This window comes from Streptomyces violaceusniger Tu 4113 (genome assembly GCF_000147815.2).
Taxonomy (GTDB): Bacteria; Actinomycetota; Actinomycetes; order Streptomycetales; family Streptomycetaceae; genus Streptomyces; species Streptomyces violaceusniger_A.
This window is the reverse complement of record NC_015957.1, coordinates 713,814-740,216: the sequence shown is the minus strand read 5'-3', so window position 1 is coordinate 740,216 and position 26,403 is coordinate 713,814. Positions and strand designations below refer to the sequence as shown.

The 26,403-nt window shown below is 72.8% G+C and carries 25 protein-coding genes and 1 pseudogene; 9 read left to right on the top strand and 17 right to left on the bottom strand.

Going from position 1 to position 26,403, the window contains the following annotated elements; translation table 11 throughout:
• Window positions 1–36: 36 nt before the first annotated feature.
• Complete coding sequence (locus STRVI_RS03425) at window positions 37–369, top strand: hypothetical protein (protein WP_014054220.1); 333 nt, start codon at window positions 37–39, stop codon at window positions 367–369.
• On the opposite strand, the gene STRVI_RS03420 is transcribed toward STRVI_RS03425, so the two are convergent.
• Window positions 327–1,037 carry a hypothetical protein gene (locus STRVI_RS03420; protein WP_014054219.1) on the bottom strand — a complete coding sequence of 237 codons (711 nt, stop codon included), beginning with the start codon at window positions 1,035–1,037 and terminating at the stop codon, window positions 327–329. The genes STRVI_RS03425 and STRVI_RS03420 overlap by 43 nt on opposite strands.
• Before the next feature lie 242 nt (window positions 1,038–1,279).
• Here STRVI_RS03420 and STRVI_RS03415 point away from each other — a divergent pair, with 242 nt between their 5' ends.
• Window positions 1,280–2,137 (top strand): polysaccharide deacetylase family protein, encoded by an 858-nt coding sequence (locus STRVI_RS03415; protein WP_014054218.1) that lies wholly within the window; start codon window positions 1,280–1,282, stop codon window positions 2,135–2,137.
• A gap of 33 nt (window positions 2,138–2,170) precedes the next feature.
• Here the strand turns inward: STRVI_RS03415 and STRVI_RS03410 are convergent, their stop codons facing one another.
• Window positions 2,171–3,088 carry an alpha/beta fold hydrolase gene (locus tag STRVI_RS03410; protein ID WP_014054217.1) on the bottom strand — a complete coding sequence of 306 codons (918 nt, stop codon included), beginning with the start codon at window positions 3,086–3,088 and terminating at the stop codon, window positions 2,171–2,173.
• Window positions 3,089–3,184: 96 nt separating this feature from the next.
• Here STRVI_RS03410 and STRVI_RS54000 point away from each other — a divergent pair, with 96 nt between their 5' ends.
• Window positions 3,185–5,716, top strand: coding sequence for an AfsR/SARP family transcriptional regulator (locus STRVI_RS54000; RefSeq protein ID WP_014054216.1), 2,532 nt, complete (start codon window positions 3,185–3,187; stop codon window positions 5,714–5,716).
• Between the two features lie 332 nt (window positions 5,717–6,048).
• Here the strand turns inward: STRVI_RS54000 and STRVI_RS03400 are convergent, their stop codons facing one another.
• The 4 genes and pseudogenes from STRVI_RS03400 to tsaB form a co-directional block, all read right to left on the bottom strand.
• A complete protein-coding gene (locus tag STRVI_RS03400; protein WP_014054215.1) occupies window positions 6,049–6,312 on the bottom strand; it encodes a hypothetical protein in 264 nt (87 codons plus the stop codon).
• Complete coding sequence (gene tsaD, locus STRVI_RS03395) at window positions 6,309–7,415, bottom strand: tRNA (adenosine(37)-N6)-threonylcarbamoyltransferase complex transferase subunit TsaD (RefSeq protein ID WP_014054214.1); 1,107 nt, start codon at window positions 7,413–7,415, stop codon at window positions 6,309–6,311. Before tsaD ends, STRVI_RS03400 begins: the two co-directional genes overlap by 4 nt.
• A 220-nt stretch (window positions 7,416–7,635) precedes the next feature.
• Window positions 7,636–8,082: pseudogene (gene rimI / locus STRVI_RS03390) on the bottom strand (ribosomal protein S18-alanine N-acetyltransferase); the annotation flags it as partial.
• A 26-nt stretch (window positions 8,083–8,108) separates the two neighbouring features.
• Window positions 8,109–8,777, bottom strand: coding sequence for a tRNA (adenosine(37)-N6)-threonylcarbamoyltransferase complex dimerization subunit type 1 TsaB (gene tsaB / locus STRVI_RS03385; protein ID WP_014054212.1), 669 nt, complete (start codon window positions 8,775–8,777; stop codon window positions 8,109–8,111).
• A gap of 179 nt (window positions 8,778–8,956) precedes the next feature.
• On the opposite strand from tsaB, the gene STRVI_RS03380 reads away from it, so the two are divergent.
• Window positions 8,957–9,523 carry a hypothetical protein gene (locus tag STRVI_RS03380; protein ID WP_014054211.1) on the top strand — a complete coding sequence of 189 codons (567 nt, stop codon included), beginning with the start codon at window positions 8,957–8,959 and terminating at the stop codon, window positions 9,521–9,523.
• Between the two features lie 57 nt (window positions 9,524–9,580).
• Here the strand turns inward: STRVI_RS03380 and STRVI_RS03375 are convergent, their stop codons facing one another.
• The 3 genes from STRVI_RS03375 to STRVI_RS03365 all read right to left on the bottom strand — a co-directional run bounded on the left by STRVI_RS03375 (window position 9,581) and on the right by STRVI_RS03365 (window position 11,723).
• Complete coding sequence (locus tag STRVI_RS03375) at window positions 9,581–9,799, bottom strand: hypothetical protein (protein WP_014054210.1); 219 nt, start codon at window positions 9,797–9,799, stop codon at window positions 9,581–9,583.
• Window positions 9,800–10,011: 212 nt separating this feature from the next.
• Window positions 10,012–10,530, bottom strand: a complete 519-nt coding sequence (gene tsaE / locus STRVI_RS03370; protein ID WP_043237761.1) for a tRNA (adenosine(37)-N6)-threonylcarbamoyltransferase complex ATPase subunit type 1 TsaE — start codon at window positions 10,528–10,530, stop codon at window positions 10,012–10,014.
• A 590-nt stretch (window positions 10,531–11,120) separates the two neighbouring features.
• On the bottom strand, window positions 11,121–11,723 hold the full coding sequence (locus tag STRVI_RS03365; RefSeq protein WP_014054208.1) for a TetR/AcrR family transcriptional regulator: 603 nt from the start codon (window positions 11,721–11,723) through the stop codon (window positions 11,121–11,123).
• A 92-nt stretch (window positions 11,724–11,815) separates the two neighbouring features.
• On the opposite strand from STRVI_RS03365, the gene STRVI_RS03360 reads away from it, so the two are divergent.
• Entirely contained in the window at window positions 11,816–12,598 is a 783-nt protein-coding gene (locus tag STRVI_RS03360; protein ID WP_014054207.1) for an MBL fold metallo-hydrolase, read from the top strand.
• Window positions 12,599–12,832: 234 nt separating this feature from the next.
• On the opposite strand, the gene STRVI_RS03350 is transcribed toward STRVI_RS03360, so the two are convergent.
• Both STRVI_RS03350 and alr read right to left on the bottom strand, forming a co-directional pair.
• Window positions 12,833–14,056, bottom strand: a complete 1,224-nt coding sequence (locus tag STRVI_RS03350) for an alpha/beta fold hydrolase (RefSeq protein ID WP_014054206.1) — start codon at window positions 14,054–14,056, stop codon at window positions 12,833–12,835.
• Window positions 14,057–14,058: 2 nt separating this feature from the next.
• Window positions 14,059–15,213 carry an alanine racemase gene (gene alr, locus STRVI_RS03345; RefSeq protein ID WP_014054205.1) on the bottom strand — a complete coding sequence of 385 codons (1,155 nt, stop codon included), beginning with the start codon at window positions 15,211–15,213 and terminating at the stop codon, window positions 14,059–14,061.
• Window positions 15,214–15,296: 83 nt separating this feature from the next.
• Here alr and STRVI_RS03340 point away from each other — a divergent pair, with 83 nt between their 5' ends.
• Window positions 15,297–16,781, top strand: a complete 1,485-nt coding sequence (locus tag STRVI_RS03340; protein WP_014054204.1) for an NAD(P)H-hydrate dehydratase — start codon at window positions 15,297–15,299, stop codon at window positions 16,779–16,781.
• A gap of 197 nt (window positions 16,782–16,978) precedes the next feature.
• Here STRVI_RS03340 and STRVI_RS03335 read toward each other — a convergent pair whose 3' ends face one another.
• Complete coding sequence (locus STRVI_RS03335) at window positions 16,979–17,347, bottom strand: holo-ACP synthase (RefSeq protein ID WP_014054203.1); 369 nt, start codon at window positions 17,345–17,347, stop codon at window positions 16,979–16,981.
• Between the two features lie 16 nt (window positions 17,348–17,363).
• The gene (gene glmS / locus STRVI_RS03330) at window positions 17,364–19,211 is read right to left on the bottom strand and encodes a glutamine--fructose-6-phosphate transaminase (isomerizing) (RefSeq protein ID WP_043237758.1); all 1,848 of its coding nucleotides are present in this window, start codon (window positions 19,209–19,211) and stop codon (window positions 17,364–17,366) included.
• Between the two features lie 128 nt (window positions 19,212–19,339).
• Between glmS and coaA the strand changes: the two genes are divergently transcribed.
• Both coaA and STRVI_RS03320 read left to right on the top strand, forming a co-directional pair.
• Window positions 19,340–20,317, top strand: coding sequence for a type I pantothenate kinase (coaA, locus tag STRVI_RS03325; RefSeq protein ID WP_014054201.1), 978 nt, complete (start codon window positions 19,340–19,342; stop codon window positions 20,315–20,317).
• A 16-nt stretch (window positions 20,318–20,333) separates the two neighbouring features.
• Window positions 20,334–21,254, top strand: coding sequence for a DUF389 domain-containing protein (locus STRVI_RS03320; RefSeq protein ID WP_014054200.1), 921 nt, complete (start codon window positions 20,334–20,336; stop codon window positions 21,252–21,254).
• A 331-nt stretch (window positions 21,255–21,585) separates the two neighbouring features.
• Here STRVI_RS03320 and glmM read toward each other — a convergent pair whose 3' ends face one another.
• The 3 genes from glmM to rplM all read right to left on the bottom strand — a co-directional run bounded on the left by glmM (window position 21,586) and on the right by rplM (window position 24,097).
• Window positions 21,586–22,944, bottom strand: a complete 1,359-nt coding sequence (gene glmM / locus STRVI_RS03315; protein WP_014054199.1) for a phosphoglucosamine mutase — start codon at window positions 22,942–22,944, stop codon at window positions 21,586–21,588.
• 140 nt (window positions 22,945–23,084) lie between these two features.
• A complete protein-coding gene (gene rpsI / locus STRVI_RS03310; RefSeq protein ID WP_014054198.1) occupies window positions 23,085–23,612 on the bottom strand; it encodes a 30S ribosomal protein S9 in 528 nt (175 codons plus the stop codon).
• A 41-nt stretch (window positions 23,613–23,653) separates the two neighbouring features.
• Window positions 23,654–24,097, bottom strand: coding sequence for a 50S ribosomal protein L13 (gene rplM / locus STRVI_RS03305; protein ID WP_014054197.1), 444 nt, complete (start codon window positions 24,095–24,097; stop codon window positions 23,654–23,656).
• A 609-nt stretch (window positions 24,098–24,706) separates the two neighbouring features.
• On the opposite strand from rplM, the gene STRVI_RS03300 reads away from it, so the two are divergent.
• Window positions 24,707–25,567: a hypothetical protein gene (locus STRVI_RS03300; RefSeq protein WP_043235345.1), complete on the top strand. Its 861-nt coding sequence runs from the start codon at window positions 24,707–24,709 to the stop codon at window positions 25,565–25,567.
• Between the two features lie 36 nt (window positions 25,568–25,603).
• On the opposite strand, the gene STRVI_RS03295 is transcribed toward STRVI_RS03300, so the two are convergent.
• Window positions 25,604–26,359 (bottom strand): hypothetical protein, encoded by a 756-nt coding sequence (locus STRVI_RS03295; RefSeq protein ID WP_014054195.1) that lies wholly within the window; start codon window positions 26,357–26,359, stop codon window positions 25,604–25,606.
• Between the last annotated feature and the right edge of the window lie 44 nt (window positions 26,360–26,403).

The following is a 26,403-nucleotide window of genomic DNA, read 5'->3' as shown; positions in this document are numbered from 1 at the left end:
ACTGGGCCGATGGGAGGATGGCAGAGACGGTGGAACATGAGTAATGACAAACTGTCCGTATCGGACCAGGATCTGTCGCATCTCATCAAAGACCTTGAGGGAATGCTCAGTTACCTCGAGGAACAGATCGAGCGTCTCGGCCACCTGAAGCAGTCGGTCGACCCGGACGACCACAAGGGGCCCGCCGCCGCCGCGTACAAGAAACTGGAGCGCGACGCCTATATGGACGCCGTGCGGATCAGGCAGCTGCTGACCCGCATCGAGGAGACGGCCAAGCAGCGCGGGGAGAGCCCGAACGAGCGGTACGAGGAACTGCGGCACCGCTTTCAGTCACTGCAGAAGCCGTCGTCACAGAAGCCGTCGTCGTAGGGGGAGCCGGGACCGGGCGCGTCCGGGGCGCAGGCATCCCGGCCGTGGGTATCCGGAACGCCGGTGTCGGGGCGGAGTTCGCGGCTGACCAGGCGGTAGTAGTCGATCGCCTTGGCCATGCCGAGCGCCCCGGCGACCGCGAAGACGATGCCGATACCGGCGACGGTGCCGAAGCTCTCCGTACCGATGTCCGCGAAGACGGCGAACCCGCCCAGCGCCAGCCCGAGGCAGGTCAGCACGATGGACGGGCCCAGCCAGAGGAGCGCGCCGCCGGAGACTCGCCAGTGCGGCAGCGTCCGGGGGTCACGCTCCAGCTCCGCCCAGTCGCGGAGGCACGCGCCCACGAAGACGTCGCGCCGGATGCCCGAGGCCACCCCGAGGCTGGAGGGGACCGTGGCGCCCAGGGCGAGACCCAGGAAGATCACGCCCAGCACGTGCTCGATGATCTCGCCCTTCACCAGGAACTGGAACCCCGAGACCGCGAGGCTCCACCCCAGCGCGAAGACGAGCGTGGACAGCCACAGCAGCAGCGCCCGATGTGGCGCCAGGTACCAGCGCGCCAGCGCCCCCATCGCCCGCGCCCGCTCCTCCAGCAACCCGGCGCGGTCCTTCCACGGCCGCTCGTCCGGGCCGGGCGGCGGTGGCGGAAGCTCGATGGGCGGCGTCATGACGTCCTTCCTCATGGCACTCATGGCACTGCTGGCACGCACGTCACTCGTGGCACTCACAGCACAGCGGGATACGCCGACGCAGTCTCTCAGCTCGCGAGGCCACTCCTCATGCGAAGCCCCGCAGCGAAGCCCCCGCATGCGAGGCCCCCGCTTGACCTTCTCACTGATGTGAGGGTTTCACGATGCCCATCAAGCGAACCGAACCGAACCGCCGCACCGCACCTATGAGGTGAGCTCTGATGGACAACCAGCTCTTCGACTACAGCCCCATCGTCGAACGCGAACCGATCCACTGGCCGGACGGCGCCCGCGTGGCCTTCTACGTCGGGCTGAACGTCGAGCACTACCAGGTCGACCGCCCCTCGACCAGTATCTTCGCCGACACCAGGGCGCTGGCGCCCGACCCGCTGAACTACGGGTGGCGGGACTACGGGCCCCGGGTGGGCATCTGGCGGCTGATCGAGAGCCTGGACCGGCACCAGGTGCGGGCGAGCGTGATGCTCAACTCCGACGTCGCCGAGCGCTACCCCCAGATCATCCGGGCCGGCCGCGAGCGGAACTGGGTGTGGGCGGCGCACGGCAAGAACAACTCGGTCCTCCAGGCGGACATGTCCCCCGAGGAGGAGCGCGCCTACCTCACCGACGTGATCGACACCATCGAGAAGGCCACCGGCAGCAGGCCGCGCGGCTGGCTGGGACCGGCCCTGACCGAGACCTTCCGCACCCCGGAACTCCTGGCCGAGCTGGGGCTGGGATACGTGCTGGACTGGGCCAACGACGACCAGCCGTACCGGCTGAACGTGCCGGGCATGCTGAGCGTGCCGTATTCGATCGAGGTCAACGACGTCCAGCTGTTCGTGGGCAAGAGCCTCAGCGGGCCGGACTTCGTCCGGATCGTCAAGGACCAGTTGGACCAGCTCTACGCCGACGCGGCCACCAGCGGCCGGGTGATGTCCCTGGTGCTGCATCCGTTCGTGATCAACCAGCCGTTCCGGCACACGTACGTGGACCAGGCGCTGGAGTACGTCGTGAACCACCCCGGGGTGTGGGTGACGACCAGCGACGAGATCGCCGAGCACTACGCCCGGACGGCGTGACGGCGAAGCTCTAGTGCTGTTGGGGCTCCGGCTCTAGCGGGAGAGCAGCTCCCGCAGGTGCTTGGCGATGTCGGCGGGTGCCTCCTCGGCCATGAAGTGGCCGTAGCCCACGGTGCGGTGCTTCAGGTCGTCGGCCCAGGCGCGCCACACCGCCGCCGCGTCATAGCCGAGGGCGGCGCCCCAGTCCTGCTGGAGCACGGTGAGCGGCATCGTCAGCCGGCGCCCGGCGTCCCGGTCGGCCCGGTCGTGGTCGACGTCGACACCGGCGGAGGCGCGGTAGTCGGCCACGATCGAGGGCACCGCGGCGCGGCAGGCGTCCAGATAGGCGGTGCGGACGTCGGCGGGGATGGCGTCGGGGTCGCCCGCCCACAGGTCCAGGAAGTGGCCGAAGAAATCGTCGGGGCAGGCGGCGATCATCCGTTCGGGCAGCCCCGGGGGCTGGGCCATCAGATAGAGATGGAAGCCGACCGCGGCGGTGGTGCCGCGCATCACGTCCCACATGTCGAGGGTCGGCAGCACGTCCAGGCAGGCGAGATGGGTGATCGCCGCAGGGTGGTCGAGACCCGCCCGGAAGGCGACCAGGGCGCCGCGGTCATGCCCGGCCAGGGCGAAGCGGTCATGGCCGAGGGCGCGGGCCAGGGCGACGATGTCGGCGGCCATGGTGCGCTTGGCGTAGGCGGCGCCGTCGGCATCGGCGTCGGCATCTGCTTCGGCGTCGGCATCCGCATCGGCGGCCGGTTTGTCGCTGGCGCCGTAGCCGCGCAGGTCGGGGCAGATCACGGTGTGGTCGGCCGCGAGGTCGGCGGCGACATGCCGCCACATCAGGTGGGTCTGCGGGAAGCCGTGCAGCAGCACGAGGGGGCTGCCCGAGCCCGCGACGGCCGCGTTCAGGGACACGCCGTCGGCGACGGGGACGCGCCGGTAGTCGAAGCCGGAGATGAGAAGGCCCATGTTTCCGCCCTTGCTGTGGATGGTCCAGGTGTGACCAGGTGCCTGTCAGCCTGCCGGGCGCGGATGAGCATCCGATCAGCGCGCTACGGTGACCGCATGCGGGTCGGGTTCGGGGTGCTGGGGCCGGTGGTGGCCTGGGACGCCGACGAGCGCGCCATCGCGCTGAAGGGGCCACGGCACCGCGCGGTGCTGGCCCGGCTGATCGTCGCCCGCCGTCGCGTCGTACCCGTATCCCGGCTGGTCGACGACCTGTGGACGGAGCCGCCTCCGGGGGCGGTCGGCGCGGTACGTACGTTCGTGGCCGCGCTGCGCCGCGCCCTGGAGCCGCAGCGCCCGCCCCGCAGCCCCGCCCGGCTGCTGGTCACCGAGGGGCCCGGGTACGCGCTGCGCGCCGATGCGGACGCGGTGGACGCCTGGCGCTTCGAACAGGACGTGTCCGCCGCCGCGACCCTGCCGCCGGACGGCGCGCTGCCCCGGCTGGAGCAGGCGCTGAGCCGGTGGCGCGGCCCCGCGTACGCGGAGTTCGCCGACGAGGACTGGGCCCGGGGCGAACGCTCCCGGCTGGCGGAGCTGCGGCTGCACGCCGTCGAACGGCAGGCGGAGGCCCGCCTGGCGCTGGGCCGGGCCGCCGAGGCGGTCCCGGACCTGGAGGCGCATCTGGCCGAGCACCCCTGGCGCGAGGGCGCCTGGCGGGCGCTGGCCCTCGCGCTGTACCGCACCGGCCGCCAGGGCGACGCGCTGGCGGTCCTGCGCCGGGCCCGGACGCTGCTGGTCGAGCAACTGGGCGTGGACCCGGGCCCGGAACTGCGCCGCCTGCAGACCGACATCCTCGCCCAGGCGCCCCACCTCGACCCCGCCACGGCCGGGGGCGGGGCAGCCGCCCGGGTATGGGCGGAAGCCGCCGCCGCCTACGACCGCACGGTGGCCTCCGGCGCACGGGCCCGCCTGGAGTCCACGGTCGGCCTCCTCCGCGACCTCTCGATGACCGGAGGCGGCGGCCTCCGGACAGCCCGACAGCAACGCGTGGCCGCGGTCGCGGCAGCGGAGGAACTGGGCGACCCCGAACTGACCGCCCGCGTCATCGGCGCCTACGACGTCCCGGCAATCTGGACCCGCCTGGACGACCCGGAACAGGCGTCGTCGATCGTGGCCGCAGCCGAACGCACGTTGGCCGCGCTCGCGGCCGGTCCCGGGGTGCCAGGCGACGGGGCCCCTGTGGTTGAACCCCCTGGCCATGGGGCGCCTGGCCATGCGGCGCCTGCTCACGAGACGCCCGGTCATGAGGCCCCCGGGCATGCGGCGCCTGCTCACGAGACGCCCGGTCATGAGGCCCCCGGACATGGGGCAACCGATCACGCGGCCAGCGCTCGCAAGGGAATCAGCCAGGAGCCCTCAGGCCAGGAGGCGCGCGCTCACGGGGCCCCCGGGCATGGGACGCCCAGTCATGAGACCCCCGGCCATGGGGCGCCCGAGGACGAGGCAACCGGCCCCGACGCGCCCGACCACGAAGCACCGGGGCGCGCGGTGACCGGGCACGAGGGCCCCGGACACGAGGGCCCCGGACACGAGGCGCTGAGCAACGAGGTCCCCAGCCATGGGGCAACCGGCCGCGACACGCTTGGCCACGGCGCGCCGGAGCGCGCGGTGACCGGGCACGAGTTGCCCAGCCGCTGGACCTCCGGCTACGAGGCCGTCGGGCGCGGGAGTTCCGCCGGGGGAAACCTCGGCGCGCCCGGGGCTACTGGCGAGGTGGCGCCACGTCATGAGGCGGTGCGGGCGCGGCTGTTGGCCACGGTTGCCGTCGAGTCGCGTGGGGGTCGCTCCGAACGTGGCCGCCAAGCGGCTCGGCAGGCCGAGGAGATCGCCCGGCGGCTGGACGATCCCGCGCTGCTGGCGTTCGCCCTGAACGGTGTCTTCATGCAGACCTTCGACCACGCGGGGCTGGCGCCGCGCCGGGACGCGACCGGGGCCGAGCTGATCGCCCTGTCGGCCCGGCACGGCCTGGTCACCTTCGAGGTGCTCGGCCATCTCATCCGGCTCCAGGCCCGCAGCGCGCTCGCGGACTTCGCTTCTGCCGACCGGCACGCGGCCGCCGCCGACCGTCTGGGCGAACGCCATGAGCGGCCGTTGGTAAGCGTGTTCACCGAGTGGTACCGGGCACTACGGCTGGCCGCGACCGGGCAGGCGGCCGAGGCCGAGGCGGCCTACCGGGACGCGGCCACACGGCTGGACGGCGCCGGGATGCCCGGTCTGGAACACGGTCTGCTGCCGCTCGCGCTGCTCTGTCTGCGCGTGGAGCAAGGGCGGCCCGCCCCGACCGACGCGGACCTCGACTGGGGGCCGTACGCGCCCTGGGCCCGCCCGCTGGTGCTGCTGGCCCGGGACCAGCGCGCCGAGGCCGCGGCGGCGCTGCGCGCGGTCCCGGAGCCGCCCCGCGATCTGCTGCTGGAGGCCCTGTGGTGTCTCACCGGGCGGGCGGCCATCGCCGTCGGCGACCGGGAAACGATGGCGCGCGCCCGCACCGCCCTCGCCCCGGCGGCGGCAGAGCTGGCCGGGGCGGGCAGCGGACTGCTCACCCTGGGCCCGGTCTCCGGGCACCTCGCCGATCTCACGGATGCCCTCCGGTGAGGGTGAGCGTGAGGGCGTGGCCGGGGGCCGTAAGGCAGGGAGGCGGTACGGCCGGGGACAGCAGACGGCACGGCCCGGGCAGCATTACAGGCGGGGGCTCGGGGGTACGCCGGGGCTCGAGGTACGGCCCGGGACGGCACAGCCGGAGCGCGCGGTACGGCCGGGGGCCGCACCGCCAGGGCGCGGGGCACGGCCGGGGGCGCACGGTAGGGCCGAGGCAGCACAGCCAGGGAGCGGGGCAGCGCCAGGGCCGCCGTACGGCGAGGCGCGCCGTACGGCCAAGGCGCGGGACACAGCCGGGGCCGCCGCGCGGCCGAGGCGAGCCGTGCGGCTCAGTTCTCGTCCTTGACCGCCTCGAAGCGCCAGCGGTGCACCGCGCGTCGGGCCAAGTCCTCCCCCGGTTCGGGGAGTTCCGGCAGGTCCGGGGTGTCGTAGGCACCGTCCCACCAGGTGATGACGAGGACGCGGTCCTCGGGCGCGCGGAAGGTCTCGCGGCGCAGCGGGGCCGGGTCGAGGGGCTGGCGGGTGGCCCACGCCAGCAGCTCATCGCCCTTCCCCGCCACGGCTCGGGCTTCCCACATCAGCGCGACGGTCATGCGTACAGGTTCTTCCGGCTCAGCTCGTGCACATGGTCATGGGAGTGGGCGTGCGCGTTCGGGTCCGGGACGTGCGGATCCGTCACCGGAAGCGAGGAGTCCGCCGACAGGTCCCAGGCCGAGGCGGACCGTCCCCGCGTCACCATCTCCGCGCCGAGCGCCGCGACCATCGCCCCGTTGTCCGTGCACAGCTTCGGCCGCGGCACCCGCAGGGTGAGGCCCGCGTCCTCGCAGCGGCGTTCGGCCAAGGCCCGCAGCCGGGAGTTGGCGGCGACGCCGCCGCCGATCATCAGATGCGCCACGCCCTCGTCCTTGCAGGCGCGGACGGCCTTACGGGTCAGCACGTCCACGACCGCCTCCTGGAAGGAGGCCGAGACATCGGCGATCGGGACCTCCTCGCCCGCCGCCCGCTTCGCCTCGATCCAGCGGGCGACAGCGGTCTTCAGCCCCGAGAAGGAGAAGTCGTACGCGGCATCCCGCGGACCGGTCAGCCCACGCGGGAAGGCGATCGCGTCCGGGTCGCCCTCGCGGGCGATGCGGTCGATGACGGGGCCGCCGGGGAAGCCCAGGTTCAGCACCCGGGCGATCTTGTCGAACGCCTCGCCCGCCGCGTCGTCGATGGTCGAGCCGAGCGGGCGGACGTCGGAGGTGATGTCGGGCGCGAGGAGCAGCGAGGAGTGGCCGCCGCTCACCAGCAGCGCCATCGTCGGCTCGGGCAGCGGACCGTGCTCCAACTGATCGACGCAGATGTGGGAGGCGAGGTGGTTGACGCCGTAGAGCGGCTTGCCGAGGGCGTAGGCGTACGCCTTGGCGGCCGAGACGCCGACCAGCAGCGCGCCGGCGAGCCCGGGGCCCGCGGTGACGGCGATGCCGTCGAGGTCGGAGGCGGCGACCCCGGCCTCCTTCAGCGCACGCTGGATCGTGGGGACCATCGCCTCCAGATGGGCGCGGCTGGCGACCTCGGGGACGACACCGCCGAAGCGGGCGTGCTCGTCCACGCTGGAGGCGACGGCGTCGGCGAGGAGGGTGTGGCCGCGGACGATGCCGACGCCGGTCTCGTCGCAGGAGGTCTCGATGCCGAGGACGAGGGGTTCGTCAGCCATGGGTCTCGGTTCCTTGTACTGAGGTCGCGGGGTTCGCGGAATTCGCGGGGTTCGCGGTGAACGTGCTGGTCTCGGGGGACCCGTTCGTGTCAGGGGACGCGCCGACGTCAACGGGCGCGCTGGTCTCGGTGGGCACACCAGCCTCGGGGGACACAACCCTCTCGGGGGACACACCCGCCTCGCCATCCGCGGCAGTCACGATGCCCCCCGCCGTCACACCCGGCGCCGCCGGGTCGGACAGCCGCATGACCAGGGCGTCCACATTGCCGGGCTGGTAGTAGCCCCTGCGTATGCCGATGGGCTCGAAGCCGAAGCGCTCGTACAGCCGCTGCGCGCGGGCGTTGTCGACCCGCACCTCCAGCAGCACCTCACGGCATTCGAAGGCGGTGGCGGCCGTAAGGAGGTCGGTGAGGAGGCGGGCGCCGAGTCCGGTGCCCCAGTGGTCGCGGGCGGAGGCGATGGTCTGGACGTCGCCGGTGCGGTCGAAGACGGCGAGCCCGGCGTATCCGACCAGCCGGGGCCCGCTCTCCGCCACCACATAGTGCCGGGTGGCGTCCCGGCCCCGGGCATGGGCGAGCTCGGACCAGAACATCCCCCGCGACCAGGCGTCCTCGGGGAACAGCTCCTCTTCGAGCTCCATCACCCGACCCAGGTCCCACCAGCGCATCTCGCGCAGCGTCACGGTCGCGCCGCTCACTTCGGGGTGACCACCTTGTAGTTGGCGGGCACCTTGGCGTCGGGCCGGCGCAGGTACAGGGGCCGGGGCGGCGGCAGCTCCTCGCCGCGCGCCAGCTTCTCGGCGGCGAGCGAGGCGAGCGCCCCGGCCGACTGGTACTCCGGCATCCCGGGCGGTACGTCGGCGAAGGCCGCCGGGTAGAGCAGCGCGCCCGCGCCGACCGCGGGCAGCCCGGCGACCCGCTCGGCGAGATCGGCGGGGTGGTCGACGGCGGGCTCGGTGACGCGGGTCCGGGCGTCGTCGTAGCGCGCCCAGTAGACCTCCTTGCGCCGCGCGTCCGTGGCCACGACGAAGGGGCCGTCCAGACCGGCCCGCCCGGCGGCGTACGCGATCCCGTCCAGGGTGCACAGCCCGTGGACGGGGACGCCGAGGGCCGACCCGAAGGTGGCCGCGGTCACCAGGCCCACGCGCAGTCCGGTGTACGGGCCGGGACCCGCCCCGACGACGATCTCCGTCACCGCGGCCAGCTCGGTGCCCGCCTCTTTCAGCGTCCGGTGCACGGCGGGCAGCAGCAGCTCGCCGTGGCGCCGGGCGTCCACGTCCGAGGATTCGGCGATCACTGCGGAGCCGTCGTGCAGGGCGACGGTCACGGCGGGGGTGGCGGTATCAAGAGCGAGCAACAGCACGAGAACAGCCTACGGCGCGCCGGAAGGTCGTTCTTTCGTACCGACCTTTCGTACCGACGGTGGAACAGCTCGGTCACCGGTCGGCCGGAGCGCGGCGGGGCGGCGGGCGCCGGTGCTACCGTCGCCGTAAGTGTGTACGGGCCGTCAGCACGTACTGACCGCAGGAGAGGGTTGCCGCCGTGCCAAGGAGCAGTACCGGGCCCGCTGTGGTCGTACTCACCGCCGCCGCGCTGGGCGTCGTCGGATTCCTCGGCTACCAGGCCGCCGCGACCGCGCCCGACCATCCGACCCAGGCCCGGCCCGGGTCGCACGCCGCCGAGTCCAAGAAGAAGGACAAGGACGGCGCGGCGTCGAAGCAGAAGTCCACCGCCCTTCCGGCCGGCTCCGGCACCGGCGTACGGATCGTCTACGCACTGGGCGACAAGCGGGTCTGGCTGGTCGGTGCCGACGGTAAGGCCACCCACACCTTTCAGGTGGGCCCGAGCCCGGCCAGCCCCGACCCGGGAACCTACTCCGTGACCTCGCGCAACAAGGGCGGGGTCGGATCGGACGGAGTGCAGGTCGAGCACGTCGTCGTCTTCCACTCGGAAGGGGGGGTCGTGTTCGGTTTCAGTGCGGCGGTGGACGGGTCGATGCCGGACCCGAACGCGCGCAAGCGGACCGGGGCCGTCCGGGAGAGCCGGGCGGACAGTGCGGCGATGTGGGACTTCGCCCAGGTGGACACGAAGGTCGTCGTCATCCCGTAGCCCGGTAGTCCGGTAGTCCCGTAGTCCGTAGCGGAGATGACGCAGCCCCGACGGGCGCTATGCCGCGTCGCGCTCCTCGTCGTCCGCCGCGGGCTCGGACTCGGACTCGGACTCGGCTGACGCGGGCGTCTGGGCGGACGCGGGAGTCTCCTCCTCGGCCGGCCGAGGAGGCGTCGAGACCGCGCTCGCCGCCGCACACGCTGCCAGGAGCTCCGACATCGACGGTGACCGGTCCTCGCGCGCGCCGGTCCCGGCCACGGGGTCGTGGGCCGACATGGATGCCTCCTGAGGGTGCTGGGGCAGTCGAGCGGAGTTAGGCAGACCTAACCCACGCTTTCTCCCCCCATGTGACCACGGGCGATGCCCGGAATGCAACAGCATGCCGACGGCTTGTCGGAAACTACTCGGCATCTGCACGCGAGCTCTACCCGGCGGCTCTGCCGGGCTGGACCGTCCCGCGGCGCTACCTCGCTGCGCTACCCCCGGCGCTACCCCGCGAGCGACGCCAGGTCCTCCCCCGCCCAGCGGGGGCCGACGCCGGTCACCACCACGTCCCGTACGTCGTCCACATCGGCGGCCATCGCGTCCGTGACCGCCATGTCGCTGCCCACCGTCCGCTGGATCACCACATGCAGCCGGTCCTCCGCCAGCCCCTCGACCTTCCCCTCGCCCCACTCCACGGCCACCACCGAAGCCGGCAGGGAGACGTCGAGGTCCAGGTCCTCCATCTCGTCGAGGCCGCCGTTCAGCCGGTACGCGTCGACATGGACCAGCGGCGGACCGTCGCCCAGCGAGGGGTGCACCCGGGCGATCACGAAGGTGGGGGAGGTGACGGCGCCACGGACGCCGAGCCCCTCGCCCAGGCCCCGCGTCAGGGTCGTCTTGCCCGCGCCGAGTTCACCGGTGAGCAGGACCAGATCGCCGGGGCGCAGCAGCTTGGCGAGTCTGCGGCCCAGGTCCCGCATCTGGTCGGGAGAGGTGACGGTGATGCGCGTGCCTACGTCCATACTCGCCGATGGTACGGGCACGAAAAGCCCGGCGCGGACCGGCACGAACGCCCTGGCCGGGCGGTCGGACAGCCGGCCGGACGGCCACGCGGACACCGTCAGGACAGGCACCGAGCCCACCGGGTACGGCCCGCCCGGCCACCGGGTACGGGCCACCGGACCGCCGGGCACCGCCCACCCAGCCACCGGGCACAGGCCACCGGACCGCCGGGCGCGGGCCACCGGACCGCCGGGCACCGCCCACCCAGCCACCGGGCACAGGCCACCGGACCGCCGGGCACCGCCCACCCAGCCACCGGGCACGGGCCACCGGACCGCCGGGCACCGCCCACCCAGCCACCGGGTACAGGCCACCGGACCGCCGGGCACCGCCCACCCGGCCACCGGGCACGGGCCACCGGACCGCCGGGCACCGCCCACCCGGCCACCGGGCACGCGCACCGAGCCGCCCGGGACCAGACGCCGGACGGCCAAGAGCAGGCCGCGGGCCGCGGCCCGCGGCCCGCGAGAGCAGCTCGGTCAGGTGGCCGTTGACCACCTCGGGATGCCCCATGATCACCAGATGCCCGGCCTCCCGGTCCGGCGTGCGGTCAGGGCTGGCCCAAGGCCCGTTCGATCGCGCGGCGGGCCCGGCCCGCGGCCGCCCGATCGTGCTGGAGCTGCATGGCCGCGTTCAGCGCCAGTCCGGCGGCGACGATCTCGAACAGCGCCTGCTCGATGTCGAACCCGGCGGGTAGCTCGCCGCTCTCCACCGCCGCGGCCAGGTCCGCCCGCAGCCGTTCCCGCCAGCGCGACCACACCTCGGCCACCGCGTCGCGGACCAGGCCGGGGCGGCCGTCGTACTCGCTGAGCGCCGCGGTCATCAGACAGCCGCCGGGCAGCAGCGGCGCTTCCAGGTAGCCCACGGAGTTGGCGCACACCGCGCGCAGCCGCCGCAGACCCGGCGGCTCGGCCAGTGCGGGCTCGACCACCCGGTGCCAGAAGTCCACGAACGCCTTGTCCAGCGTGGAGATCTGCAGCGTCTCCTTGGTGCCGAAGTGCTTGTGCACCCCGGACTTGCTCATCTCCAGCTCCTCGGCGAGCCGGCCGATGGTGATGCCGTCCAGCCCTTCCTCGGAGGCGATCTCGGCGGCACGGCCGAGGATCCGGCCCCTGGTGGCCTGCGCTTCCACCGCTGAGCGTCGTGGTGACATGCGACGAGGATAGCGTACGGCCGTTCGCTATTGCTTTAGAGAACGGCCGTACGCTAAATTCCATGGCAACCACCGGGACGAAGGAGTGCGGGATGCGGGTGCGACGACTGGGCTGGGCCGGACTGGAGATCGAGGCAGGCGGCAAGCGACTGGTGATCGACTACGTGCGGGACCTCTCACCGCTGTTCACGGGGTGGAAGCCCGGCGAGGGGCTGGCGGTGCCGAGCGGGATGGTCACCGCCGCACTGGTCACCCACCTGCACCGGGACCACACCGACGCGTCCGCGCTCGCGAACGCGCTGACGCCGGGGGCGCCGGTGCTGCGACCGGCGCCCGGTCACGGCGACGACGTGGACAACGTGACGACGCTGCCGGCCGAGCGCGAACTGGCCCTGCACCGGCTGGCCGCCGAGGTCGTGGATGCCTGGTCCGCCCGCGACGTCGGGCCGTTCCGCGTCACCGCGGTCCCCTCCGTCGACGGGCTGGGCGACCCCCAGCTGAACTGGGTGGTGCAGGCCGACGGGCAGCGGGTCTTCCACGGCGGCGACACGATGTTCCACGGCTACTGGTGGCGCATCGCGCGCCGGTTCAGCCCGTTCGACGCGGTGTTCCTGCCCGCCAACGGCGCGGTGGTCGACGCGCCGCACCTGCAGCCGCCGAGCCCGCTGCCCGCCGCGATGGACCCGAGGCAGGCCGCCGCGGCCGCGGAGATCCTCGACGCCCGGTACGCAGTGCCCATGCACTACGAGACGGAGCAGCCGGACAAGATCGAGGGCTACGTCGAGGTATCCGACCCGGAGAAGGAGTTCCGCACGCACGCCGGACGCCGCGCACACGTGCTGGCCGTCGGGGAATGGCTGGACCTGGCCACATGACCGGAAACTCCGCCGTGCCAACGGGCCCAGGCAGCAACAGGACATAGGTCCGACGCGCACGAAGGAGACCACGACTTCCACTGGTCACGCCGGGCGCTGGAGCACGACGGCGCCCGGCTCCCTGAGGTTGCCGGCCTCGGCCGGGCAGAACTCGCCGAGCCGCGCGAGCGATACGCCGCCGGCGACCGACCTCGGCACCAGGCCGCCACGGCGGCCCCCGCAGGCCCCCGCCCCTCAGCCCGACACGCCCCACTTCGCCCGGTCGCCCGCCCCGTCCACGGCCCGCGAGAGCAGCTCGGTCAGGTGGCCGTTGACCACCTCGGGATGCTCGAGGATCACCAGATGCCCGGCCTCTTCGAGGATCACCAGCTCAGCGCCGGGAAGCAGCTCCGCGATCGCCTCGCTGTGTTCCATCGGGGTGATGAGGTCCTTGTCGCCCGCGAGCACCAGCACCGGCCGCCCGTCGAAGTGCGGCAGCGCGGCCGCCTTGTCGTGGGCGATGAACGCCGGGTAGAACTCCGCCACCACATCGATCGGCGTGGCCTCGATCAGCCGCTCGGCGAACCGTGCGACCCCCGGGTCCACGTCCTTCGAGCCGAACGAATAGCGCTTGATCAGCCCCGCGAAGAGATCGGCGGTCGCCCGCCGCCCCCGCTCGACCAGGTCGGCCTGCCAGCCCAGCGCCTTGAGCAGCCCCGGCAGCACCCGCCGCACCGCGTTCACCCCGACCACCGGGAGGCCGAAGCTGACCTCGCCCAGCCGGCCCGCCGAGGTGCCGATGAAGGCCGCGCCGATCACGCGTTCGCGGATCAGGTCGGGGAACTGCGCGGCGAGCGCCATCATCGTCATCCCGCCCATGGAGTGGCCGACCAGCACCAGCGGGCCCTCGGGCGCGGCCGCGTCTATGACCGCCTTCAGATCGCGGCCGAGCTGGTCGATGCTGATCGCCTCGCCGTCCGCCTGGGAGCAGCCGCGCGCCGAGCGGCCATGGCAGCGCTGGTCCCAGTAGACGGTGCGGACCACCTCGCGCAGCGCTGAGCGCTGGAAGTGCCAGGAGTCCTGGCCGAGGCAGTAGCCATGGCTGAAGACCATGGTGACGGGGGTGGGGGTGCGGCGCCCGAACCGCCGCTTGCGTCGCGGCGAGGGCGCGGCGGCGTTCTCCCGCACCTCTTCGACCTCGTAGTAGAGCTCGGTGCCGTCGTCGGCGATCGCCCTGCCCGGAGTGCCGCGCAGGGTGCCGTAAGGGCCCTCGGCGTCCAGTGCGAGGCGCGCCTTGCGTCGTACGCCGCGGCCGACCGTCAGCCGCTCCAGCGCGACGCCCGCGGCCGCCCCCGCCGCGAGCACGCCGATCGTGGCTCCCGCGAATCCGGCGCCCCGGCGCCAGCTCACGGCTGTGGCCCCCGCCGCGACTCTCGTCGCCATCTCTGCCGTACTGCCGGCCGTGCTCTCGTCGCCCATGGTCAGTTCCCTGTGCCCCCGTCCTCACCTACATAAACGCGGGGGATCCGGGCCGAGATTCGCGTCACGATCTCATAGGCGATCGAGCCCACGGCACGTGCCCAGTCCTCGGCGGTCGGCTCGCCCCGGTCACCCGGACCGAACAGCACCGCCTCGTCCCCCGGGGCGGCGGTGTCCCCGCCCAAGTCCACCACGAACTGGTCCATGGCGACCGTACCCGCGATGGTCCGCCACTTTCCCGCGACCAGCACCGGGCCGGTGCCCGAGGCATGGCGCGGAATGCCGTCCCCGTATCCGACGGGCACCAGCGCGAGAGTCGTCTCGCCGGGGGTCACATAGCGGTGCCCGTAGGAGACGCCGTGCCCGCCCGGCACCCGCTTGACGGAGGCGAGCGCGGCGGAGAGCGTCATCACCGGCCGCAGGCCGAAGTCGGCGGCCGTGCCGAGTTCGGGGCTCGGGGAGATGCCGTAGGTGGCGATGCCGGTCCGGACGAGGTCGAAGTGGGACTCGGGCACGGTCAGGGTCGCCGGGGAGTTGGCCAGGTGGCGCACCTCCGGCCGCAGCCCCGCCTGTTCGGCGTGTGCCACCATTTCGCGGAAGACGGATAGCTGGGCGCCGATGGACGGATGGCCCGGCTCGTCCGCGCAGGCGAAGTGGGACCACAGCCCCGTCACCCGAATGGCCCCTTCCGCCTCGGCCGCGCGGGCCTCGTCGACCAGGGCGGGCCAGTCGGCGGGCTGGCAGCCGCTACGACCGAGCCCGGTGTCCGCCTTGAGGTGGAGCCGCGCCGTACGGCCGCACGCGCGCGCCGCCGCGACGGCCTCGCGCAGCGCCCACAGCCCGCTGGCCGAAACGTCGATATCCGCCTCGATCGCCTGCCGCCAGGGCCCGCCGGGCGTCCACAGCCAGCACATCAGCCGGCCCGTGTCCCCCGCCGCCCGCAGCCCGAGCGCCTCCTCGGGCGTGGCCGCGCCCAGCCAGCTCGCGCCCGCCTTACGGGCGGCGCGCGCGCACGGGATCATGCCGTGGCCATAGGCGTCCGCCTTGACCACGGCCATCAGCTCGGCCGTGGGTGCCGCGTCGCGCAGCGCCCTTACGTTGGCCCGTAGGGCGGCCAGATCGACCACGGCACGGGCGCGCATCGGTGTCTCGTCCATCTCCGTCAGTCTCTCAGGCCGATCAGCCGACCGGAGTGCGTGCTTCCACGCACGGAGTGCCCTCTGTTCGAGAGACTAAGAGCATGAGGATTGCCTACAGCGTGGAGACCGTAAGGACCGCCGAGCGCCAACTGATGGCGCGGCTGCCCGAAGGAGCGCTCATGCAGCGCGCGGCGGCGGGGCTCGCGGCCGCGTGCGCCGATCTGCTGGGCCGGGTGTACGGCTCCCGGGTGGCCCTGCTCGTCGGCAGCGGCGACAACGGCGGTGACGCGCTCTACGCGGGCGCCCGGCTGGCCCGGCGCGGCGCCGGGGTCACGGCGGTGCTGCTCAACCCCGAACGGGCGCACCAGGGCGGGCTCGCGGCGCTGCGCGCCGCCGGCGGGCGCACGGTTCCGGCCGAGGGCGGCCAGGCCGGCACTGACCGAGGCGAAGCGGCCTCCGACGACGCCGAGGCTGCCGTGGCCCGCGCCGACCTCGTCATCGACGGAATCGTCGGCATCGGCGGCAAGGGCGGGCTGCGGCCCGACGCGGAGCGGCTGGTCCGGGCGGTGCGCGGCATCGTCGTCGCCGTGGATCTGCCCAGCGGGGTCGACGCCGACACCGGCGAGGTGCGCGGCTCCGCCGTGCGCGCCAACGCCACGATCACCTTCGGCACGTACAAGCCGGGGCTGCTCATCGACCCCGCCCACACCCACGCGGGCGCCCTGCGGCTGATCGACATCGGCCTGGACGCCCATCTTCCGGCCGACCCCGACGTGGAGGCGCTCCAGCACGAGGACGTCGCGGCGCTGCTGCCCCGGCCCACACCCGAGAGCGACAAGTACCGGCGCGGCGTGGTGGGCGTCGTCGCGGGCTCCGCCCGCTACCCGGGCGCGGCCGTCCTGGCCGTCTCTGGCGCGCTGCGGGGCGGCGCGGGGGCGGTGCGCTACGTCGGCCCCGCCGCCGACAACGTCATCTCGCGCTTCCCCGAGACCCTCGTCCACACCGGGCCCCCGGCCAAGGCGGGCCGCGTCCAGTCGTGGGTCGTCGGCCCCGGCCTCGGCGACGGCGCGGCGGCCAAGCACTCCCTGGACGACGTCCTCGCCTCCGACGTCCCGGTCCTGGTCGACGCCGATGGGCTCCACCTGCTGCCCACCGGGAGCGACCTGCGCAAACGCGAGGCGGCGACCGTCCTCACCCCGCATGCGGGCGAGGCCGCGGCGCTGCTCGGCGTGAGCCGCGAGGAGGTCGAGTCGGGCCGCCTCGCCGCCGTCCGGGCCCTGTCCGAACGCTACGGCGCGACCGTCCTCCTGAAGGGGTCCACCACGCTGATCGCCGCCGAGCACCAGCCGGTACGCGTCAACCCCACCGGCACCGGCTGGCTGGCCACGGCGGGCAGCGGCGACGTGCTCTCCGGCCTGATCGGTTCCCTGCTCGCCACGGGCCTCCCCGCCCGCGATGCCGCCTCCGTCGGCGCCTACCTCCACGGCCTGGCCCCCCGCCGCACCACGGCCCCGCATGGCGCCCCTATCGCGGCGTACGACGTGTCGACGGCGCTGACGGACACGTGGCGGGACGTGCTGGCCTGAGGGTTCCGCGGGTTCCGCTGGGTGCGGGTGCGTCGTTGCGGGTGCGGGTGCGGGTGCGTGGGTGGTGCGCCTGGTGTTCGTGGTGGGTGCCGGAGGCCCCGCCCCCGGCACCCACCACACAACCGACCGCGCACCCCAGCAACCACCACGCACCCGCACTCGCAAACCGCACCCGCAAGCCGCACCCAGCGGAACCCTCACCCCTCCGCGATCACCACCGCCGACGCGACCCCCGCGTCATGGCTCAGTGAGACGTGCAGTCCCCGCACCCCCAGCCGCTCCGCGCATACGGCGACCGTGCCGCGGACGGAGAGACGGGGGCGGCCGCTGGGTTCGGTGAGGATCTCGGCGTCCGTCCAGCGGAGGCCGCCGGGGGCGCCCAGGGACTTGGCCAGGGCCTCCTTGGCCGCGAAGCGGGCTGCCAGGGAGGCCATGCCGCGGCGTTCCCCGCTCGGCAGCCACAGCTCGCGCTCGACGAAGAGGCGGTCCGCCAGGCCGGGCGTGCGTTCCAGCGCCTCCGCGAAACGGTCGATACCGGCCACGTCGATGCCCACGCCGACGATCACGCCGTCATCCGTCGGGTCACTCCACGGTCACCGACTTGGCGAGGTTCCTCGGCTGGTCGACCTCGTTGCCGCGCGCCGTGGCCAGCTCGCATGCGAAGACCTGCAGCGGGACGGTCGCGACCAGGGGCTGCAGCAGGGTGGGGGTGGCGGGGATCTCGATCAGGTGGTCGGCGTAGGGGGCCACCGTCTCGTCCCCGCGCTCGGCGATGACGATCGTGCGGGCGCCGCGTGCCCGGATCTCCTGGATGTTGGAGACGATCTTGTCGTGGAGGACCGAGCGTCCGCGCGGGGATGGGACGACCACCACGACCGGTACGTCGTGCTCGATCAGCGCGATCGGCCCGTGCTTGAGCTCGCCCGCCGCGAAGCCCTCGGCGTGCATGTACGCGAGCTCCTTGAGCTTGAGCGCGCCCTCCAGGGCGACCGGGTAGCCCACGTGACGGCCCAGGAACAGGACCGTGTTCTTGTCCGCCAGGGTGCGGGCCAGCTCGCGTACCGGCTCCATGGTCTCCAGGACCTGGTCCACCTGGGTCGCGATCTCCGACAGCTCGCGGATCACGGAGAGGATCTCGTCGCCCCACTTGGTGCCGCGCACCTGGCCCAGGTAGAGCGCCACCAGGTAGCAGGCCACCAACTGGGTGAGGAACGCCTTGGTGGAGGCGACGGCGACCTCGGGCCCGGCGTGGGTGTAGAGCACCGCGTCCGACTCGCGCGGGATGGTGGAGCCGTTCGTATTGCAGATGGCCAGCACCTTCGCGCCCTGCTCCCGCGCGTGCCGCAGCGCCATCAGGGTGTCCATGGTCTCGCCGGACTGGGAGATGGCGATCACCAGCGTCCGCTGGTCCAGGATCGGATCGCGGTAGCGGAACTCGCTGGCCAGCTCCGTCTCGCAGGGGATCCGGGTCCAGTGCTCGATGGCGTATTTGGCGATCATTCCGGCGTGGTAGGCGGTGCCGCACGCGACGATCACGACCTTGCTGACCTCGCGCAGCACCGAGGCGGGGATGTGCACCTCGTCCAGGCAGAGGTTCCCGGCCAGGTCGATCCGGCCGAGCAGGGTGTCCGCGACGGCCTTCGGCTGCTCGGCGATCTCCTTGAGCATGAAGTAGTCGTAGCCGCCCTTCTCGGCGGCGGAGGCGTCCCAGTCCACGTGGTACGGGCGGACCTCGGCCGGCGCCCCGTCGAAGTCGGTGACGACCACACCCTCCCGGCGGGCCTCCACGACCTGGTCCTGGCCCAGCTCGATGGCCTCGCGGGTGTGGGCGATGAAGGCGGCCACGTCGGAGGCGAGGAACGCCTCGTCCTCGCCGACGCCGACGACCAGAGGCGAGTTGCGGCGCGCCCCGACCACCACATCGGGCGCGTCCGCGTGCACCGCGACCAGGGTGAAGGCGCCGTCCAGGCGGCGGCAGACCTGCCGCATCGCCTCGGCGAGGTCGCCGCAGGAGGAGAACGACTCGGCGAGCAGATGCGCCACGACCTCGGTGTCGGTCTCGGAGGCCAGGTCGTGGCCGCGCTCGGCCAGCTCGGCGCGGAGCGCGGCGAAGTTCTCGATGATGCCGTTGTGGACGACCGAGACCCGGCCCGCGTTGTCCAGGTGCGGATGGGCGTTGGCGTCGGTCGGGCCGCCGTGGGTGGCCCACCGGGTATGGCCGATGCCGGTACTGCCGGTGGGCAGCGGCCGGTCGGCCAGCTCCTTCTCCAGGTTGGCCAGCTTGCCCGCCTTCTTGGCGGCCGCCAACCCGCCATCGGCCAGCACGGCGACGCCCGCCGAGTCATAGCCGCGGTACTCCAGCCGCTTGAGTCCGGCGAGGACGACATCGAGGGCCGACCGCCCTCCCACATAACCAACGATTCCGCACATGGACGCAGCGTACGACCCCCGGCCCCGGGCCGGGGTGACCGACCCCACGCCGCAACCGCGCTCACTCGGCCGGTCCCTGCCATGACAATGAGGGGGTGATCACGTCAAGCGCGCGCGCGGCGCGCACCGTGCGCGGCCCGCAGCGGCGGAGCGGCGAGGCGACCCCGTATGTGGATCTGTCCCGCGCCGAGTGGAGCGCGCTGCGGGACAAGACCCCGCTGCCGCTGACCGCCGAGGAGGTGGAGAAGCTGCGGGGACTCGGCGACGTCATCGACCTCGAAGAGGTGCGGGACGTCTATCTGCCGCTGTCCCGGCTGCTCAACCTCTACGTGGCCGCCACCGGCAATCTGCGCGGCGCGCTCAACACCTTCCTCGGCGACACCAAGCGGGGCAACGGCGCCCAGCCAGGTACGCCCTTCGTCATCGGCGTGGCGGGCAGTGTCGCGGTCGGCAAGTCGACCACCGCCCGGCTGCTCCAGGCGCTGCTGGCCCGCTGGCCCGAGCATCCGCGGGTGGAGCTGATCACCACCGACGGCTTTCTGTACCCCAACGCCGAGCTGCGGCGCCGCGGGCTGATGTCCCGCAAGGGGTTCCCCGAGAGCTACGACCGCAGGGCGCTGACCCGCTTCGTCGCCGATGTGAAGGCGGGCCGGGCGGAGGTGTCGGCGCCGGTCTACTCGCACCTGATCTACGACATCGTGCCGGACGAGCGGCAGACCGTGCACCACCCCGACATCCTGATCGTCGAGGGGCTCAATGTGCTGCAGCCCGCGCTGCCGGGGAACGACGGGCTGACCCGGGTGGGGCTCGCGGACTTCTTCGACTTCAGCGTGTACGTGGACGCCCGGACCGAGGACATCGAGCGCTGGTATCTGGGCCGCTTCAGGAAGCTGCGGGAGACGGCCTTCCAGGACCCCTCCTCGTACTTCCGCAAGTACACCCAGGTCTCCGAGGAGGAGGCGCTGGACTACGGCAAAATGATCTGGCGGACCATCAACAAGCCCAATCTGAAGCAGAACGTCCAGCCCACGCGGGGCCGGGCGACGCTGGTGCTGCGCAAGGGGCCGGACCACAAGGTCCAGCGGCTGTCCCTGCGCAAGCTGTGAGGAGCGTACGTACGCCATGCTGCACTTGCGGTTGATCGTCCCCGCTGACCGCACCGAGGCGGTGGTACGCACCGTCGGGAAGACGGTCGGCGCCACTCATCTGGTGGTGCTGCCGGGCGCCGCCCGCGAGCCCGCGGGGGACGTCGTCATGTGCGACGTGGCGCGCGAGGCCGGGGACGGTCTGCTGGGCGAGCTGCGCGAGCTGGGTCTTGACGAGACCGGGTCGATCGCGGTGGAGAACATCGACCTGTCGCTGTCCAAGCGCGCCGACAAGGCGGAGGAGGAGGCGCCCGGCGAGGGAGCGGACGCGGTCCTGTGGGAGCAACTGGCGGACGCCACCCATGAGGAGTCCACGCTCTCGGTCACCTATCTCGCCTTCCTCGTCATCGCGACGATGATCGCGGCGTGCGGTGTGGTGCTGGACAACGCGATCCTGATCGTCGGCGCGATGGCGGTGGGCCCGGAGTTCGGGCCGCTGGCGGGGCTGTGCACGGCGCTGGTGCGGCGCGCGCCGCGGCTGGCCGCGCGCTCGGCGATCGCGCTGCTGGTCGGGTTCGCGGCGGCGATGGCGCTGACCACCGGCTTCAGCATCGTGATGGACGCCTTGGACCTCTTCAGCAGGGACATGCTGGAACGCGCCCGGCCGAACACGGACTTCATCTGGAAGCCGGACATGTTCTCGTTCGTGGTCGCCGTGCTCGCGGGGATCGCGGGAACGCTTTCGCTGACGTCGGCGAAGTCCGGGGCGCTGGTGGGTGTGGCGATCTCGGTGACGACGGTGCCGGCGGCGGCCAATGCGGCGGTGGCGCTCGGGTATGGGGACATCGAGCAGATGTGGGGCTCTACGGAGCAGTTGCTGCTGAATCTGGTGGGGATTGTGGTGGCGGGGACGCTGACGTTGGGTGTGCAGAAGGTTTTGTGGGGGCGGCGGGGGTAGCTTCCCCCACCCCGCCCCTTCCCGCAGCATCGATGTGCGGCTCCGCCGCGTGGTGGGGCTCCGCCCCGGACCCCGGGATCCACGGGCGAAGCCCCTGTCGCACGGCGGCGCCGCATATCGACGCAATCCAGCCCCTCCGGCGTTTGAGGAACGGGGCCCAGGGAGAGGCGAAGCCCCGGCAGGGGCCAGGGCTGGGCCCCGCCTTCGGGAAGGGACGGGGAGCCAATCCAGCCCCTCCGGCATTTGAGGAGCGGGGTCCAGGGGCGGAGCCCCGGCCGGGGTCTGGGGCAGAGCCCCGTTAGCGGGAAGGGGCGGGGAGGGGAAAGATCCGCTAGCCCAGGGCCGACTTCACCGCGTCCGCCAGGCGCCCCGCGACCGAGCGGGCCTGTTCGATGTCGGCCGCCTCGACCATGACCCGCACCAGCGGCTCGGTGCCCGACGGGCGGAGGAGTACGCGGCCGGTCTCGCCCAGCTCGCGCTCCGCCTCGGCGACGGCCGCGGCCAGGTCGGCGCTGGAGGCTACGCGGGACCTGTCCACGTCGGGGACGTTGACCAGGACCTGGGGCAGTCGCTCCATGACGGCGGCGAGGTCGGCCAGGGTGCGGCCGGTCGCGGCGACGCGGGCCGCCAGCAGGAGTCCGGTGAGCGTGCCGTCACCGGTCGTGGCGTGGTCGAGGACGATCACATGGCCGGACTGCTCGCCGCCGAGCGCGTAGCCGCGGGTCTTCATCTCCTCCAGGACATAGCGGTCCCCGACCGCCGTCTGGACCAGCTCGACGCCCTCGCGCTTCATGGCCAGCTTGAAGCCGAGGTTGGACATCACGGTGCCGACCACCGCGTCCCCCCGCAGCTCGCCCGCCTCGCGCATGGCCAGGGCGAGGACGGCGAGGATCTGGTCGCCGTCGACCTCGCGGCCACTCGCGTCCACCGCGAGACAGCGGTCGGCGTCCCCGTCGTGGGCGATGCCGAGGTCGGCGCGGTGCTCCACGACGGCGGCCTGGAGCCGGGCGAGGTGGGTGGAGCCGTAGCCGTCGTTGATGTTGAGGCCGTCCGGGTCGGTGCCGATCGTGACGACCTCGGCCCCGGCGCGGGCGAACGCCTCCGGGGAGACGCGGGCGGCGGCGCCGTGCGCCCCGTCGATGACGACCTTGAGGCCGTCGAGCCGGTTGGGGAGGGCGTTGACCAGGTGGGCCACGTAGGCGTCGAAGCCCTCCTCGTAGGGCCGGAGCCGGCCCACCCCGGCGCCCGTCGGCCGGTCCCACGGCTCACCGGAGGCATGTGAGCGGTAGATGGTCTCGATACGGTCTTCCAGCTCGTCGGCCAGCTTGTGGCCGCCGCGGGCGAAGAACTTGATCCCGTTGTCGGGCATCGGGTTGTGGCTCGCGGAGAGCATCACCCCGAGGTCCGCTTCCAGCGCCCCGGTCAGATGCGCGACGGCCGGTGTGGGCAGCACGCCGACCCGCAGGACGTCGACTCCGGCGCTGGCCAGCCCCGCCACCACGGCCGCCTCCAGGAACTCCCCGGACGCTCGCGGATCCCGCCCGACCACCGCCACCGGCCGATGGCCCTCGAAGGTTCCCGCCTCGGCGAGCACATGCGCCGCCGCTACCGACAGGCCGAGCGCCATCTCAGCCGTCAGATCGGCGTTGGCGACGCCGCGCACACCATCCGTACCGAAGAGTCGTCCCACTGGTGTCCTCCGAAGTTACGAGCTGGGGGGCAGAAGCTTGCTTGTAGGTATACGCCCCCTGGTGGCGATAGCCGAACGCCCCGGGGGCACTGGTGGTGCCGCCGGGGCGTTCGGGTGAAGCAGCGGTGCCGCGATGGGCGTCAGCGCTTGCTGTACTGAGGCGCCTTGCGGGCCTTCTTCAGTCCGGCCTTCTTACGCTCGGTGGCGCGGTCGTCACGGGTCAGGAAGCCGGCCTTCTTGAGCGGGGCGCGGTTGTTGTCCACGTCCGCCTCGTTCAGCGCGCGGGCGACGCCCAGACGGAGCGCACCGGCCTGGCCGGACACGCCACCACCCGCGATGCGGGCGATCACGTCGTAGCGGTCGTCCAGCTCGAGCACCTTGAAGGGCTCGTTGACTTCCTGCTGGTGAACCTTGTTGGGGAAGTACTCCTCCAGAGTACGACCGTTGATCTTCCACTGCCCGCTGCCCGGCACGATGCGGACGCGCGCCACGGCGTTCTTGCGACGCCCGGTGCCGGCGGCCGGCTGCGGGTCACCGAAGCGGGAAGCGAGCGACTCGGAGGTGTACTCCGACTCGACCGTCTCAACGCTCTCGGTGGTGTACTGCTCGACATCGAGGGGGGTCTCGGCGGGGGTCTCGGCGGGGGTCTCGGCGGTGGTCTCGGCCACGATGCTCCTCAGATTCTCTTCGTCGTAAGGGGTGGCCGGGACTACTGCGCGACCTGGGTGATCTCGAACGGGACCGGCTGCTGAGCGGTGTGCGGGTGCTGGCCGCCCGAGTACACCTTCAGCTTCGAGAGCATCTGACGGCCCAGGGTGTTCTTGGGGAGCATGCCCTTGATGGCCTTCTCGACGGCCTTCTCCGGGTTCTTCTCCAGCAGCTCGTCGTAGCGGATGGAGCGCAGACCACCCGGGTAGCCGGAGTGGCGGTACGCCATCTTCTGGGTCCGCTTGTTGCCGGAGAGGTGCACCTTGTCGGCGTTGATGATGATGACGAAGTCACCAGTGTCGACATGCGGCGCGTACACCGGCTTGTGCTTGCCCCGCAAGAGGGTGGCGGCCTGAGTGGCCAGACGGCCGAGAACAACGTCGGTGGCGTCGATGACGTGCCACTGACGCTGGACGTCGCCGGGCTTGGGGCTGAACGTACGCACGGTCGTAGCCTTCGCTTCTTCAGTGAGTGGGGTCTCCCCGGATCCGCTAGGACCGAGGGGACGGGTCCGGACAAGGCCACCCGGACGATCACGACAGCCTTGGCCGCACCTCGGTGACGCATCCGAGTGCCTGCCGCTGGTCATCGGCCCGGTGGACCGGCGTAACGGCCTCTCACGTGAGAACGAGCAAGCCAATACGCATAACGAACTGGCAGAATACCGGCCCGCCCCACCGCGGGTCAAAACGCCCCCGCGCTTGCGGATGGGTCCGTCGACCGCATCCCATCGCGGCCCGCATCCCTGGAGCGCCGACCGAGCCCCCGCGCGCCTCACAGGGGCTCCGCCCACCCGCCTCACAGGGGGCTCCGCCCACCGCCGGGAGGCGCCTGCCCACCGGGACACCACGGGCCATCCTGGCCGAACGCGACATCACCGCACCTCCGCCCGCCAGCGAGTACGGCGGCGGGAGCGGTGGAGGCGACCGCACTCCCGCGAGTCAAAACGCCCGCGCGCCGCGGATGGGGTCCCCGACGCGGGCCGGTCCCGGGCCGCGCCCGGCGTCTCGCCGGTGGGTCCAAAGCGTCACCCGGCCGGTCTAAGATGCGCGCCATGAGCTTTGGGCAAGGGGGGCCTTACGGGCCCGGGGGATCTCAGCCGCCTCAGCCGTCGGCACCGGACTGGTCGGCGCTCGCCGACCAGTCCGCCCGCGCGGGCCGGCGCCGCAAGCTGCTCTTCATCGGCGGCGGGGCGCTGGCCACCGCCGCCGTCGCCGCGATCGTGGCCACCGCCGTGGTCAGCAGCGGCCACAAGGACAAGGGCGGCGGCGACTCGGCCGGCGGGCTGCCCACCCCCCAGGACCTCCCCAGCGAGTCGGCGGCGCCCGAGCCCACCTTCTCCGATGTCGCGCCGCCCGCGCCGCCGAAGCCGCTGGACATCATCTCCAGCGCCCGGCGGGACAAGGCGCCGCTGTCCGCGGCCACCCTCTTCCCGGAGAAGCGCGCCGCGAAGGACGACCGCTCGTACACCAAGGCGGCGTCCGCCTCCACGACGAGCTGCGCCGCCGGCACCCAGGGGGCGCTCGGCTCGGTGCTGACGAACAACGGCTGCCGCAAGCTGCTCCGGGCCACCTTCTCCCGGGACGGCGTCGCGGTGACGGTCGGCGTCGCCGTCTTCGACGGCAAGGCGGCGGCCGAGAAGGCCAAGAACCAGTACAAGCCCAATATCGCCTCGCTGACGGGCGGGGGCGTGCCGGCCTTCTGCCGCCGGACCGCCTGCCAGAGCTCGGCGAACGCGATCGGGCGGTACGCCTACTTCACGATCTCCGGCTATACGTCGGGCAAGGCGGTCACGGCGTCGGACACCGCCGCCCTCCAGGCCGGGCGCGATGTGGCCGACTACACCTTCCGCCGCATCCTGGCCCGCGGCAGCGCCCAGGCGTCGGCGGAGGCGTCCGCCACCACCGCCAACTGAGCCGCCGGTCCCCCCGCCGGGGGGACCGGGGATCCGCTACGACGCGGCGCCCCGCACGGCCTTCTCCACCTTCGCCACCTGGGCGTCCACCAGAGCGGCCGGGACCTCGGACTTCGTGGGGTCCGAGATGTTCGTCCCGAAGAACACCATGAGCTGCGACCCGGACCGCACCGCCGTGAACTTGACGACGGCCTTTGCCTCGCTCGCGTCATGCAGGCTGAAGGCCAGCGCCTCGTCCCCCGCCTTCGGCGCTTCGAGCGGTGCCACCTTCTTGACGTCCGACTTCTCCCCGGTGCCGTCCTTCGCCGGGAATCCGCCCTGGCAGGCGGTCACCGCCTCGCGCAGGTCCTTGATCGTCCGCTCGGCGTCGCCCGGCCCGTAGGAGGAGACCCGGATCAGGCCGGCGCCGCCGATCTTCGCCTTGGTGAGGCCGGTGGCGAAGGCGCGGTGGACGCTGGCCTTCGGCGCCGGGTCGTACTGGGACCCCATCAGCGCGGCCAGCGGCTGGCACTCGGCCTTCCCGGACTTGGCCGACCCGCCCTCGCTGACCTCCTTGTCGGTCATCTTCTGGATTTCGAACCCCTTGAGCTCACCGCTCGCCAGGGTGGCCCGCTCCAGGGCGGACGCGGACAGCGCCTTCGCGGCCGAGGCGGTGCTCGCGGGCTTGTCGTCCTGCCTGGCGCCGTCGGACTTGTCGTCACCGGAGTCGCTGCCGCATCCGGTCATCAGCCCCAGCGCCGCCACCGCCGCGATGGCCGCGCCCATGGTCCGCTTCGCACCGGACTCGTTCATTTCTCTGTCCACCCCTGGTCGATATCGGGCCCGTACGGCCACCG

Coding starts and splice junctions, on each gene's coding strand:
- STRVI_RS03425 (WP_014054220.1), top strand. CDS start 37: ATGAGTAATGACAAACTGTCCGTATCGGACCAGGATCTGTCGCATCTC.
- STRVI_RS03420 (WP_014054219.1), bottom strand. CDS start 1,037: ATGACGCCGCCCATCGAGCTTCCGCCACCGCCGCCCGGCCCGGACGAG.
- STRVI_RS03415 (WP_014054218.1), top strand. CDS start 1,280: ATGGACAACCAGCTCTTCGACTACAGCCCCATCGTCGAACGCGAACCG.
- STRVI_RS03410 (WP_014054217.1), bottom strand. CDS start 3,088: ATGGGCCTTCTCATCTCCGGCTTCGACTACCGGCGCGTCCCCGTCGCC.
- STRVI_RS54000 (WP_014054216.1), top strand. CDS start 3,185: ATGCGGGTCGGGTTCGGGGTGCTGGGGCCGGTGGTGGCCTGGGACGCC.
- STRVI_RS03400 (WP_014054215.1), bottom strand. CDS start 6,312: ATGACCGTCGCGCTGATGTGGGAAGCCCGAGCCGTGGCGGGGAAGGGC.
- tsaD (WP_014054214.1), bottom strand. CDS start 7,415: ATGGCTGACGAACCCCTCGTCCTCGGCATCGAGACCTCCTGCGACGAG.
- STRVI_RS03375 (WP_014054210.1), bottom strand. CDS start 9,799: ATGTCGGCCCACGACCCCGTGGCCGGGACCGGCGCGCGCGAGGACCGG.
- tsaE (WP_043237761.1), bottom strand. CDS start 10,530: ATGGACGTAGGCACGCGCATCACCGTCACCTCTCCCGACCAGATGCGG.
- STRVI_RS03365 (WP_014054208.1), bottom strand. CDS start 11,723: ATGTCACCACGACGCTCAGCGGTGGAAGCGCAGGCCACCAGGGGCCGG.
- STRVI_RS03360 (WP_014054207.1), top strand. CDS start 11,816: ATGCGGGTGCGACGACTGGGCTGGGCCGGACTGGAGATCGAGGCAGGC.
- STRVI_RS03350 (WP_014054206.1), bottom strand. CDS start 14,056: ATGGGCGACGAGAGCACGGCCGGCAGTACGGCAGAGATGGCGACGAGA.
- alr (WP_014054205.1), bottom strand. CDS start 15,213: ATGGACGAGACACCGATGCGCGCCCGTGCCGTGGTCGATCTGGCCGCC.
- STRVI_RS03340 (WP_014054204.1), top strand. CDS start 15,297: ATGAGGATTGCCTACAGCGTGGAGACCGTAAGGACCGCCGAGCGCCAA.
- glmS (WP_043237758.1), bottom strand. CDS start 19,211: ATGTGCGGAATCGTTGGTTATGTGGGAGGGCGGTCGGCCCTCGATGTC.
- STRVI_RS03320 (WP_014054200.1), top strand. CDS start 20,334: ATGCTGCACTTGCGGTTGATCGTCCCCGCTGACCGCACCGAGGCGGTG.
- STRVI_RS03300 (WP_043235345.1), top strand. CDS start 24,707: ATGAGCTTTGGGCAAGGGGGGCCTTACGGGCCCGGGGGATCTCAGCCG.
- STRVI_RS03295 (WP_014054195.1), bottom strand. CDS start 26,359: ATGAACGAGTCCGGTGCGAAGCGGACCATGGGCGCGGCCATCGCGGCG.